Source organism: Alphaproteobacteria bacterium, assembly GCA_037200005.1.
Taxonomy (GTDB): Bacteria; Pseudomonadota; Alphaproteobacteria; order UBA9219; family RFNS01; genus JBBCGY01.
Genome location: JBBCGY010000001.1, coordinates 1,488,254 through 1,500,515, shown reverse-complemented (window position 1 = coordinate 1,500,515; position 12,262 = coordinate 1,488,254). Strand labels below are relative to the sequence as shown.

The 12,262-nt window shown below is 58.9% G+C and carries 13 protein-coding genes; 7 read left to right on the top strand and 6 right to left on the bottom strand.

All coding sequences use genetic code 11. The features are described 5' to 3' along the window. Positions 1-329 precede the first annotated feature (329 nt). Together WDO70_07795 and WDO70_07790 are read left to right on the top strand one after the other, a co-directional pair. The gene (locus tag WDO70_07795; protein ID MEJ0063092.1) at positions 330-947 is read left to right on the top strand and encodes a hypothetical protein; all 618 of its coding nucleotides are present in this window, start codon (positions 330-332) and stop codon (positions 945-947) included. A 50-nt stretch (positions 948-997) separates the two neighbouring features. Next, positions 998-1,621, top strand: coding sequence for a hypothetical protein (locus tag WDO70_07790; GenBank protein MEJ0063091.1), 624 nt, complete (start codon positions 998-1,000; stop codon positions 1,619-1,621). On the opposite strand, the gene WDO70_07785 is transcribed toward WDO70_07790, so the two are convergent. The 3 genes from WDO70_07785 to recA all read right to left on the bottom strand — a co-directional run bounded on the left by WDO70_07785 (position 1,622) and on the right by recA (position 4,297). Continuing rightward, positions 1,622-2,494, bottom strand: coding sequence for a branched-chain amino acid aminotransferase (locus tag WDO70_07785; GenBank protein ID MEJ0063090.1), 873 nt, complete (start codon positions 2,492-2,494; stop codon positions 1,622-1,624). It lies immediately after the preceding gene. Positions 2,495-2,579: 85 nt separating this feature from the next. Continuing rightward, positions 2,580-3,104 carry a hypothetical protein gene (locus WDO70_07780; protein ID MEJ0063089.1) on the bottom strand — a complete coding sequence of 175 codons (525 nt, stop codon included), beginning with the start codon at positions 3,102-3,104 and terminating at the stop codon, positions 2,580-2,582. Positions 3,105-3,208: 104 nt separating this feature from the next. Continuing rightward, complete coding sequence (gene recA / locus WDO70_07775; protein MEJ0063088.1) at positions 3,209-4,297, bottom strand: recombinase RecA; 1,089 nt, start codon at positions 4,295-4,297, stop codon at positions 3,209-3,211. 170 nt (positions 4,298-4,467) lie between these two features. On the opposite strand from recA, the gene WDO70_07770 reads away from it, so the two are divergent. Continuing rightward, positions 4,468-5,127, top strand: coding sequence for an epoxyqueuosine reductase QueH (locus WDO70_07770; GenBank protein ID MEJ0063087.1), 660 nt, complete (start codon positions 4,468-4,470; stop codon positions 5,125-5,127). A 339-nt stretch (positions 5,128-5,466) separates the two neighbouring features. On the opposite strand, the gene WDO70_07765 is transcribed toward WDO70_07770, so the two are convergent. After that, positions 5,467-5,844, bottom strand: coding sequence for a helix-turn-helix transcriptional regulator (locus WDO70_07765; GenBank protein MEJ0063086.1), 378 nt, complete (start codon positions 5,842-5,844; stop codon positions 5,467-5,469). A gap of 195 nt (positions 5,845-6,039) precedes the next feature. On the opposite strand from WDO70_07765, the gene WDO70_07760 reads away from it, so the two are divergent. From WDO70_07760 to WDO70_07745, 4 genes are all read left to right on the top strand, one after another. Continuing rightward, entirely contained in the window at positions 6,040-6,246 is a 207-nt protein-coding gene (locus WDO70_07760; GenBank protein MEJ0063085.1) for a hypothetical protein, read from the top strand. A 40-nt stretch (positions 6,247-6,286) separates the two neighbouring features. Continuing rightward, a complete protein-coding gene (locus WDO70_07755) occupies positions 6,287-7,846 on the top strand; it encodes a 2-isopropylmalate synthase (protein MEJ0063084.1) in 1,560 nt (519 codons plus the stop codon). Positions 7,847-8,134: 288 nt separating this feature from the next. Beyond that, entirely contained in the window at positions 8,135-9,205 is a 1,071-nt protein-coding gene (locus WDO70_07750) for a GGDEF domain-containing protein (GenBank protein ID MEJ0063083.1), read from the top strand. Between the two features lie 55 nt (positions 9,206-9,260). After that, the gene (locus tag WDO70_07745) at positions 9,261-11,513 is read left to right on the top strand and encodes a UvrD-helicase domain-containing protein (GenBank protein ID MEJ0063082.1); all 2,253 of its coding nucleotides are present in this window, start codon (positions 9,261-9,263) and stop codon (positions 11,511-11,513) included. A 209-nt stretch (positions 11,514-11,722) separates the two neighbouring features. On the opposite strand, the gene WDO70_07740 is transcribed toward WDO70_07745, so the two are convergent. After that, positions 11,723-11,995, bottom strand: coding sequence for a hypothetical protein (locus WDO70_07740; protein ID MEJ0063081.1), 273 nt, complete (start codon positions 11,993-11,995; stop codon positions 11,723-11,725). A gap of 13 nt (positions 11,996-12,008) precedes the next feature. Continuing rightward, entirely contained in the window at positions 12,009-12,254 is a 246-nt protein-coding gene (locus WDO70_07735; protein MEJ0063080.1) for a hypothetical protein, read from the bottom strand. Between the last annotated feature and the right edge of the window lie 8 nt (positions 12,255-12,262).

Sequence of the window (12,262 nt, the reverse complement as noted above, 5' to 3'; positions counted from 1 at the left end):
GTCCCGAAATCCCGCTCCGAAGCCTTGTTTTGCGCCGGAAGTGTCATCAAGAAAGCACCCCGCCGACTCTTGAGTTGCGATACTTGTATACAGGTACATTTCACCAAAATGCGCTTAATATTGTTTTAATGGACTTCGTACATTTAGACAAAATTTTTGTTATTCTTTACCGAAAAAGGATAATTCCGACTGTATCATGATTCCTTGCAAAATTAAGGGGAATTCCACGGGTCATGCCCTAAGAGTTTTGCCTGAAAGTAAAGCCGTCTTTGACGCATGGGGGCTGAATTGAGTAGAATCGCGCCTATGACGAAGATAACGGGCAACTCATGAACAGCGCGGGAAGATTCGGTCTGACGTGGGGCGCGATAGGAGCTGCGGCGCTCGGCTTGCAGCGCCTCGCCGCCGGGACGCCAAGCCCGGCGGATGAAGGGGATTCGCAGCGCATGCTGGGCATCGCGGCTGTCGTGCAGGATTCTTATGCAACTTCAAACGGCAGCGATAACGGGAAAATAGCGTTGCTCAATACCGGCCGCGAATATGTCGTCGTGGCCGAAAAAGCCGCTCTTTATGATGTTCCCACAGGTCACCGCGCGCCCAGCGGCACCGAAACCGCCAGGAACATGAAGCTTAGGCCTGCCGTTGCCTATCTCGAGCAGGGCAGCGCCATTTACGGCGAGCCCGTGGGCGAGCCAAACCTGTTCGGCATTCCCGTCATCAAGGTCGAAGGCGTCACCACGAGGTATAGCCGGGATATAAGGATTCCGCTTTATGTGAATGCGGACGTCGTGAAGCTCGCCGCCGACATGTCTAACCAGCCGCTGCCCGCCCATGCGCCTGAGGGATCTCAGGGATTGCCTGCTGCGCCTGCTTCTTCCGGCAGCGCCGCGCCCGCGCGTCCCGCCGCGCCGCGGGTAACGTCGGATAATCCTCGGTCGAACCTATGAACAGCAAAGATTATATAGTATTGGGCTTCGCGGGAGCGGCGTTCCTTGACATGTGCGCTCCTAAGTTCCACGGCGGATTCGCTCCTTATAACGCGGCGGAAGATGTCGTAACCGGCATCCAGCAACGCCGCGCCGAAGAGAGAGCAAAAGACGACCTCGCGAATGCCGTCGCCCAATGCGAGACGCTGAAAGGCAAAAGCGGCGTTCATCTGGCAAGCGAGGGAGCGGGCACGCAATATACGATTGTTTCCCATACGGCGCTTTTGCGCAAGATCACGGTTCTGGATGGGGTGGCGAACGAAAGCGCGCATATCTCGCTCTCCAGAGAGCCGGTTCATTGCTTGACCTGGAAGGATACTTTCATCGGTGTCAAGCATCCCAATTACGATGGCTTCGTTATTCAAGGCCAGGCCGCCGATGGCAGCCAGATACCGCTATATCTGTCTGTCGGGGAAGGGTACGCTAGAAAGGTGGAGCCGCCGCCGGCTGATGCCGTTACATCTCCCGTTCCCGGCCCTGCTTCCGGCCAAGGATTGCCTTCGCTGGCGCCCGCGCCAATGAGCGCCGATGCCTCGCCTGCCCCGCAGGGTTTGCCGCCCGTTCCGTCTGCTCCGTCCGCGCCATCCGCCCCTAAGGGCAGCGCGTCGGTGCAGAATTATCGCAATATGCTTTAGCTACTGCCGCACCAGCGCCGCGTAATCATCGATCAGCGCTTGGGCGATTGGCCCGACCTGGAATTTGTGGCTGTCGATCTGTCCGACCGGCGTGACTTCCGCCGCCGTGCCGCAGATGAAAACTTCCTGGGTCTGCGCGAGTTCTTCCGGCTTGATCGCGCGCACGATCACCTCGATGCCGCGCTTGCGGGCGAGGTCGATGACCGTGCGCCGCGTGATGCCGTCGAGAAAACAATCCGGCGTCGGCGTATGCAGCTTGCCGTCCATGGCCAGGAAGATGTTCGCGCCGGTCGCTTCGGCGACAAGGCCGCGCCAGTCGAGCATCAGCGCATCGGTATAGCCTTGATCCGCCGCCTCATGCTTGCTCATCGTGGCGATCATGTACAGGCCCGCGGCTTTCGCCGCCGTCGGCGCCGTGTTGGGCGCGGGACGCGCCCACCGGCTGGTCATCAGGCGAATGCCGCCTTTCTTCAGTTCTTCCTTGAAATAAGCGGGCCATTCCCAGGCGGCGATGGCGACATGGATTTTGGTATGGGGGGCGGACACGCCCATTTCCTCGCTGCCGCGCCAGGCGACGGGACGGATATAGCCGTCGGTGAGATTGTTGGCTTTCAGGACGGCGTCCTTGGCGGCGACGATGTCATCGACGCCGTAGGGCAGCTTGAAGCCCAGAAGTTTTCCGGAGTTCTCGAGCCGCTCGGCGTGCTCGCGCGATTTGAAGATTTTGCCGTTATAGGCGCGCTCGCCTTCGAACACGCAGCTGCCGTAATGCAGCCCGTGATTGATGACGTGAATCTTGGCGTCGCGCCACGGCACGAGCTTGCCGTTGAACCAAATGAAACCATCGCGATCGTCGAAGGGTATGAGTGCCATGCCGTCTCTTGCTGTCTCTCTCGTATGGGTGGCTGTATGGGCCGCTATCATACATACCCGCTCGCGGTTTTGCCAAGGGCGCAGATTAATATGAGCCGCCTTTCTTTCTTTTTCTTCCAGCGTGTTCAGGCATCCATTGTCCATGCAAATACATTTCTCCAAGACATTCGTGACAGATCAACACATCACATCTGCCCGGATTTCTTGGCTCTGTCTGTAAAATAGATTTTTTCCTGTTCTGATAGCAGTTTGCACATATATAATGAGAAGGTTCGGGTGGTTCTGCCCTTTCTTTATAGGAGTAAACAAAAATACTAGGCTGTCCATTGCTTCCTTGAGTCAGATTCTTGAGTTCGTATTTCCCCTTTTCGATTTCCCACGCCTGCATATCGGCTAATTGTTTCTCAAGATCGTTAATGTGGGTGATAAGTCCGGTTCGTTCATCGTTCGCCGCAAGAACGGCATTTTGTGCGTCAATAATCTTGGACTGGAATTCAAAAAGCTTGGACTGAAATGCTTCGTGATCACGCAACGTGACCATCGCTTGTGCTACATCTTTTGCTGCTTTGAGAGAAGTCAAAGCAGCCGTGATTTCAGTCGGGGTAATCACTGGAATGCTCCTTCTTTTTTGGTTTGGACGCTATATTCCTAGTTATTGAAAAACGCGGCAGCTTTGCAGCCGCCGCGTTAGCCTGCGAGGCTATTCGTGAATGTCTATTCTTCCCCGGCGTCGCTTTCTTCGCCGCGCATCATCGCTCCGGCGACATGGCCCGCATTGCCGCGCACCTTGGATTCGATGGCGTCCGCGACATCCGGATGATCGCGCAGATACTGCTTGGCGTTCTCGCGTCCCTGGCCGATGCGCGTGCCGTCATGGGAGAACCACGCGCCGGATTTCTCGACGACGGCGGCCTGGACGCCGAGATCGATAAGCTCGCCGGTCTTGGAAATGCCTTCGCCATACATGATGTCGAATTCGACGGTGCGGAAAGGCGGCGCCATCTTGTTCTTGACCACCTTGACGCGGGTCTGGTTGCCGACCACGGTCTCGCGCTCCTTGATCGCGCCGATGCGGCGGATATCGAGCCGCACCGAGGCGTAGAATTTCAGCGCGTTGCCGCCGGTGGTGGTTTCGGGGTTGCCGAACATCACGCCGATTTTCATCCGGATCTGGTTGATGAAGATCACCATGCAGTTGGATTTGGAGATGGTGCCGGTGAGCTTGCGCAGCGCCTGGCTCATCAGCCGCGCCTGCAATCCCATATGGCTGTCGCCCATCTCGCCTTCCAGTTCGGCGCGGGGCACCAGCGCGGCGACCGAGTCCACCACCAGCACGTCGATCGCGCCGGAGCGCACCAGCGTGTCGACGATTTCCAGCGCCTGTTCCCCCGCGTCGGGCTGCGAGATCAAAAGCTCGTCGATATTGACGCCCAGCTTGCGGGCATAGGCGGGGTCGAGCGCGTGTTCGGCATCGACGAAGGCGCAGGTGCCGCCGTTCTTCTGTGCTTGCGCCACGACATGCAGCGCGAGCGTGGTCTTGCCGGAACTTTCCGGCCCGTAGATTTCGACGATCCGCCCGCGCGGCAAGCCGCCGATGCCGAGCGCGATGTCGAGACCGAGCGAGCCGGTGGAAATGACTTCGGTTTCCGCCACGACGCCGCCGGTGCCGAGCTTCATGATCGAGCCTTTGCCGAAAGCGCGTTCGATCTGGCCGAGCGCGGCTTCGAGGGCTTTTTGCTTGTCTTTGTCCATGGGGTCTTTATCTTTGACGACTTGAAGGTTGGGGCGGGCATTGGCGGACATGGCGGGCTCCTCTGTCAAGGTGGGATGAAAACGAGGATTCGTTGTTTCTGGTTTGTTCTATAACTGAGTCTTTCCGATAAAGCAAGTTCTGTTTTTGTTCCAGGTTCCCATATTCGCGAAACTCTGTTATAAAATCACCTTAACCCATTGAAATTACGGCCAAAGAAAAAATGCCTTCCTCAAACGTCCAGCAAGACCGACTCCAACTTCCCGTCCCACCCTATGCGGAGAAAGTGCTGCTGCATTCCTGCTGCGCGCCATGCTCCGGCGAGGTGATGGAGGCGATGCAGGCCAGCGGGCTTGCGATCACGATCTATTTCTACAATCCAAACATCCATCCCCGCGAGGAATATGAGCTGCGCAAGCAGGAGAATATCCGCTTCGCCGAGAAGATAGGCATCCCCTTCATCGACGCCGATTACGACAGCGACAATTGGTTCGCGCGCGTCAAGGGCATGGAGTGGGAGCCGGAGCGCGGCAAGCGCTGCACCGAATGCTTCGACATGCGGTTCGAGCGCACGGCGCTTTACGCCCATGAGAACGGCTTCAATCTATTCACGTCATGCCTCGGCATTTCGCGCTGGAAGAACATGCAGCAGATCAATGACTGCGGCCATCGCGCGGCGGGGCGCTATGACGGCGTCGCGTACTGGGATTACAACTGGCGCAAGGGCGGCGGCGCGGAGCGCATGATCCAGATTTCCAAGCGCGAGGAATTCTATCAGCAGGAATATTGCGGCTGCATCTATTCGCTGCGCGACACCAACAAGCACCGCCGCGAAACCGGACGCGGCAATATCGAAATCGGCGTCCAATATTACGGACGCTAAACGAGGCGCGCCTGGACAGCCCCGGAAAATCGCGACTCTCACCTCCTGTTTTCAAAATTGCGTTCAGCGCCGTTTTTCGGAGCGCGTCGAGCGGAACGCCAAGCAGCGCCGCCATTCCCGCTCGCCGCGCTGAAGCGCGGCGTCGGGAATGACGGTTCTAACTTAACATTCAGCAGCCAACAAAAAACCCGCCGGATTTTGTCCAGGCGGGCTTTGGATTCCGGGCGCATGACGCCCTGGGATGGTCAATAGCAGAACCTCGTGCCGAAGTCAAGGGAAATTTCCCACGTCATTGTTTTTGCGAGGATTTTTTCGCGCCGCCGCGTGTCATTTGACCCGTCATTTGAGAGGCGCGTCTTGCGCCGTGATCACGATGATTTCGCGCAAGGCGTTGAAGAGGGGCGGATGACCGCGCTCGGTTTTTTGCAGTGCGCGAAGCAGCAGGGAGTATCTTTTGGCCGCCGTTTCCAGGATCGCCTCGGCCTCGGATTCCGCTTCGTCGGCGAAGAAATAGGAAACCGGCACGTCCAGAATCGCGGCGGCGAAGAACAGGCTCGACGCCGGAATGCCGGCACCTTGTTCATATCTGTGGATTTGATGCGACGATACGCGGAGGAACTTGCCGAGCTTGTCCTGCGTCAACCCCATCGCGGCCCGCGCTATCCTGATGCGCCCGCCGATGCGCCTGTTCAGGATTTCGTCGTCTTTGTCCACCATGCCCCACTCCCTAGTCGTAAGGACAGGGCGCGGCTGGAATGCCGAGAGGCTGAAACGCTACAACGCAGCGTGCGCGGTATTCCCTTGCGGTGTTGTATTCCCGCACCCTCTCGACCGAGGGTGCGCGGCTTTATGAACACTTCGCGCGTATTGTCGTTGCAGGAGTTTCAGACCCTGTCATGCCAACAACCTAGCATGACGGCGGAACGCGGCAAGGGCGTATTTCGGGCCGGATGGTCGAAATATCTGCCATTATTTTCCGCGCTGCCGCGCGTAAAGGTACTGGATTCCCGCCTGCGCGGGAATGACGACCTGTTTGGCGGCAGTATGGCGCTTAAACTTTCAAGCATACTGCCTATCGGCAATAATATTTTACCCCATCCAAAAAATATGTCATTCTAGCCGGCCATGGAAAATCCAGCTAGAAAACCAAGGCAAAGCTATGACTCAGAGCAATAACCAAGTCATCATTTTCGACACCACGTTGCGCGACGGCGAGCAATCGCCCGGCGCGGCGATGAGCATGGAGCAGAAGCTCGCCATCGCGCTGCAGCTCGAAAAAATGGGCGTCGACGTCATCGAGGCCGGGTTCCCGATTTCTTCCAACGGCGATTTCGAAGCGGTGCAGACGATCGCCAGGGCCGTGAAGGATTCCACGGTCTGCGGGCTGGCGCGCGCCGCCCGCGCCGACATCGAACGCGCCGCCGAGGCGGTGAAGCCCGCCGCGCGCGGGCGCATCCATACCTTCATCAGCACTTCGCCGCAGCATATCGAGCACATCCTGAAAGCGAAGCCGGAGGACGTTCTGGAAAAAATCCGGCAGAGCGTGGAATTGGCGCGCAATCTGTGCGACGACGTGGAATGGAGCGCGATGGACGCGACGCGCAGCGACCGCGACTTCCTGTGCCGCGCCGTGGAGACGGCGATCAAGGCCGGCGCGCAGACGATCAATATTCCCGACACGGTCGGCTATACGCTGCCCACCGAATACACCGACATCATCAAGATGCTGCTGGACCGCGTGCCGGACATGGACAAGGCGGTCATCTCGGTGCATTGCCATAACGATCTCGGCCTCGCGGTCGCCAACTCGCTGGCGGGCGTCATGGCGGGCGCGCGGCAGGTGGAATGCACGATCAACGGCCTCGGCGAACGCGCGGGCAACGCGGCGCTGGAGGAAGTCGTCATGGCGATGCGCGTGCGCAATGACCTGATGCCTTTCACGAACCATATCAAGACCGAATATATCACGCGCCTGTCGCGGCTGGTGTCGAGCACCACGGGCTTCAACGTCCAGCCGAACAAGGCCATCGTCGGCGCGAATGCCTTCGCCCATGAAAGCGGCATCCATCAGGACGGCATGCTCAAGAACGCGCAGACCTACGAGATCATGTCGCCGGAAAGCGTCGGGCTGACCAAGTCGTCGCTCAAGCTCGGCAAATTGTCGGGCCGCGCCGCCTTCAAGACCAAATTGAAGGAACTCGGCTATGAACTGGGCGACAATGCGCTGGAAGACGCATTCCACCGCTTCAAGGAACTGGCCGACGCGAAAAGGGATATCTGGGACGAGGACATCATCGCGCTGGTGGATGACGAAGTGGCGAAGGCGCATGACCGCATCAAGTTCGTGACGCTTTCCCTCGCCGCGGATTCGCGTGGCTCGCATAAGGCGGCGGTCGAGCTATCCATCGACGGCGAGGCCAAAACCGCCTCCGCCGAGGGAACCGGCCCGGTGGATGCGATTTTCAACGCCATCCGGGAACTGGCGCCGCATCAGGGCAAGCTGTCGCTGTATCAGGTCAGCGCCGTCACCGAAGGCACCGACGCCCAGGCCGAGGCGACCGTCCGCCTCGACGAGGAAGGCCGCACGGTCAGCGGGCAGGGGACCGATCACGACACGCTGGTCGCTTCGGCGCGCGCTTATATCCATGCGGTCAATAAGCTCATGATCCGCAGGCTTAAATCCGCGCCGCCGGAGATGGAAACCCGAGCGGTGATTTAGAGGATAGGGCAGCCGTCATTCCCGACAGCTTTGATCGCCCCAAGGCGGTCAAAGCTGAGCGGGAATCCCATTTGGTTTCTTTATTCAAGAAAACGGGATTCCCGCTCGCCGCTTCGCGGCGTCGGGAATGACGGCTCTGTTTGAACCCGTTCCGCTCTATGGCCTGAGGCCTTCAGCCCCTTAATCGTTACGTAAGAATTAACCAATCTATTCTATCAATATAGATCGCTATAAATTCCAGCGGCCGCTCGACATTGCCGGGCCGTAAGGATTCTTTCAGGATTGCCCGTGGTCAATTTCCTCATCCCCCAGGTCTTGGTCGGCGCCATGCAGATGCCCGGCACCATCGAGCAGCATCGCGAATGGGGCGAGCGCGCTTTCGAGCGCCTGAAAAAGGACGCGTTGCCGCCCAGCCCGGAGAATTACGCGCTGTTCTTCTGCTATTTCGCGCAGCGGATTCCCGATCTCAATATGTCGATCGACGAGCTGACCAAGCAGTTCGGCGTGGTGACGCAGGAGCAATGCAACCATCTCTACACCGCGCATCTCGGCGTGGAGGCGGAGAAGCATTGGCTGGAACATGCCAATACCGCATTGGAAGCCGAGATGAGGAAAATCCTGGAGCTGCTCGGCGTGGCGAACCAGGGCACGGACAGGTTCGGCAAAACCCTCGACAGCTTCGCCGGACAATTGAACAAGGTGCCCGCGCTGGATTCGCTCAAGACCATCGTCGACCGCGTGACGCAGGAAACCCGCGTCATCACCGAGCAGAATACGCGCCTGCAGACCCAGCTTTCGCAATCGACGCAGCAGATGTCGGAATTGCGCTACAATCTCGACAAGGTGCGGCAGGAATCGCTGATCGATCCCCTCACCGAAGTCGGCAACCGCAAATTCTTCCAGAACGGGATCGAGCGGCTGATCGCGGAGGCGATGGAGGCGATGATGCCGCTGTCGCTGCTGATGATCGATATCGATCATTTCAAGCAGTTCAACGACACTCACGGGCATCTGGTAGGCGATCAGGTGCTGAAGCTGGTGGGAAAAACCCTGCTCGAAAGCATCAAGGGCCGCGACATGGTCGCGCGCTATGGCGGCGAGGAATTCGCCGTTCTGCTGCCGCAGACGCCGCTCGACGTGGGCACGCTGGTGGGCGACCAGCTGCGCAATCTGGTGGGAACCAAGCAGATCACCCGCCGCAGCACGGGCGAGAGCCTGGGCGTCATCACCATGTCGATCGGCGTCGCGGAATATCGCAGCGGGGAAAGCGCCCTCCAGCTTATCGAACGCGCCGACAGAAACCTCTACAAGGCCAAGCAGGAAGGCCGCAACCGCGTCGTGGCGTGGGAGGGGGAGTAGACCGCCAAAGACAGTCATGGCGTGCCGGGAATGACGGCCCTATAATGGCCGCATCATGACCGCGCTTCTTCAACCACTCGACGTCCCCGAACCCGGCTTTATGCGCGGGCTGAACGCCGCGCAGCGCGAGGCGGTGCTGGCTGCCGACGGCCCGGTGCTGGTGCTGGCGGGCGCGGGCACCGGCAAGACGCGGGTGCTGACGATGCGGCTCGCCTGGCTGCTGCATTCCGGACGCGCGATGCCGGGGCAGATCATGGCCGTGACTTTCACCAACAAGGCGGCGGCGGAATTGCGCGAGCGCGTCGGCGCGCTGATCGGCCGTTCGGTCGAGGGCTGGTTCCTCGGCACGTTTCATGCGCTGGCGGCGCGGATGCTGCGTCCCTATGCCGAGCGGGTTGGACTGAAACCCAGTTTTACCATTCTCGATACCGACGACCAGTTGCGGCTGATCAAGCAATTGCTGGAGGCCGAGAATATCGACGACAAGAAATCGCCCGCGCGTCTGGTGCTGAGCGTCATCGAACGCTGGAAGGATCGCGGGCTGCGTCCCGACCAGGTCACGAATGAAGGCGGGCATCTGGCGGACGGCAAGCTGCCCCGGCTGTACGCGGCGTATCAGGAGCGGCTGCTGACCCTCAATGCCTGCGATTTCGGCGATTTGATGCTGCATCAATTGACATTGTTGCAGCAGCATCAGGACGCGCGCGAGCATTACCAGCAGAAATTCCGCTATCTGCTGGTGGACGAATATCAGGACACCAATGTCGCGCAATATCTGTGGCTGCGGCTTCTGGCGCAGAACCATCAGAACATATGCTGCGTCGGCGACGAGGATCAATCGATCTATGGCTGGCGCGGCGCGGAAATCGGCAATATCCTGCGTTTCGAGAGTGATTTCCCCGGCGCGAAGATCGTCCGGCTGGAACAGAATTACCGCTCCACCGGCCATATTCTCGGCGCGGCGTCGGGCTTGATCGCGCGCAATCAGTCGCGGCTCGGCAAAAATCTGTGGACGGAGGCGGATGGCGGCGACAAGGTGATGGTGCGCGGCTTATGGAGTGGCGAGGCCGAAGCTTATTGGATCGGCGACGAGATCGAGACCCTGCAGCGGCGCGGCACGTCGCTGCGCGAAATCGCCATCATGGTGCGCGCGGGATTCCAGACCCGCGCTTTCGAGGAGCGCTGCATCGCGCTCGGCATTCCCTATCGGGTGCTGGTCGGCGCGCGGTTCTACGAGCGGGCGGAAATCCGCGACGCCATTGCTTATTTACGGTTGCTGGTCACGCCGGAGAACGATGTCGCCTTCGAGCGCATCATCAATATCCCCAAGCGCGGCATCGGCCCGGCGACGATCCAGCAGCTTTATCAGTACGCCCGAAGCGCCAATATTCCGCTGACCGAGGCGACCTGGAAGCTTACGGAAACCGATGAGCTTAAGCCGAAGGTGCGTTCGACGCTGCGCGGCCTGATCGAGCAGTTCTTGCGCTGGCGGCAATTGCTCGACGAGTTGCCCCATTCCGAGGTGGCGCAGATCATTCTGGATGAATCCGGCTATACCGCCATGTGGCAGGCGGATAAATCGCCGGAAGCGCCGGGACGGCTCGACAATCTTAAAGAGCTTATCGGCGCGATCACGGAATTCGAGGCGCTGCCTGTCTTTCTCGAGCATGTGAGTCTTGTTCTAGAGCAAAGCAACCGTGACGATGGCGAGCAGGTCAGCATCATGACTTTGCATGGCGCGAAGGGACTGGAATTCGATCAGGTTTTCCTGCCCGGCTGGGAAGAGGATATTTTTCCGAGCCGCAGGACGCTGGACGAGAACGGCAATGCCGGTCTCGAAGAGGAGCGGCGGCTGGCCTATGTCGGCATCACGCGGGCCAAGCGCCGCGCCGCGATTTCCTTCGCCGCCAGCCGCTTGCTGCATGGCGCATGGGTCAATCCGATGCCGTCGCGCTTTATCGGCGAGCTGCCCGGAGAACATGTCGAGCGCGTGATGGCATTCACCGCCGCGAATTTTTCAGATTCTCCATCCCGAGAACGCGCCGCGCCGACGTTCCAGTCATGGCAGGGAGGGCGCCGGTATGCGGCGAGGCAGGCGCCGAGGGAAATTGAAGGTACGGCCTATGAAATCAAGCCGCAGGCGGCGAGCGAAGGAGGCTTCGAGCCTGGCGCGCGTGTTTTCCATCAGAAATTCGGCTATGGCACGGTCAAGCGCGCCGATCACGACAAGCTCGAAATCGCCTTCGACAAGGCCGGGCTGAAAAAAGTCATCGAGAGTTTCGTCGTTCCGGCGGATCAGGCCGGTTGATTGCCGGGTTAGAGCAAGATGAGATTATATGGAATGGCTTTCGTAGTCTGCGTCATTCCCGACGCCGTGTTCACTCGCTTGCGAGTGACAGGGCGAGCGGGAATCCCGTTTTCTTTTCCAATAAACAAACGGGATTCCCGTTCGACTTTGACCGTCTTGGGACGGTCAAAGCCGCCGGGAATGACGGCTCTATTTGAACCTATCGCGCTCTAACCCGGCTGGCAGCCGATCGATAGGCGTCCCAAGGTCACGGTTTTGCCTTGAGCCGCGGGATCGGGCGCGGGTATCGTTACCTGCCAGACGGCGGGCGCGTCGGTGCTTTCCATGCGCTCCAGCGTTTCCCGGCTTATATGGGATGCAACATTGGCATCGCCGATACCGGCGGCAAGGGCTTGCCGTGCCGTGGGTCTGGTGTATTTGCCTTTCTCGGTGGCGAACAGCGCGCAGGCCTCTGCCGAAGGCATATAGGTAAATTTCTTCATGATATTCCCGTTCTTAAGGCTCGAATTTGACCGTTCCGATCCTGTAATTGCCGATAATACGGCCATAATTGAGCAGCACCGGCTTTTCCGGCTCTTTTGGCGAAGGGCCGTCTCGATCGGCCAGTTTTTTGCATAAAGCTTTCCCTAAAGCCTTTTGCATGACTTCGATATAGGAATTCCCTTCATAGACAATATCGAGTTGCCTAAGGCCAAGAAATTTTTTCCCTCTATCGGATACTCTAAATATTACTTTGCTCATTTTCATGC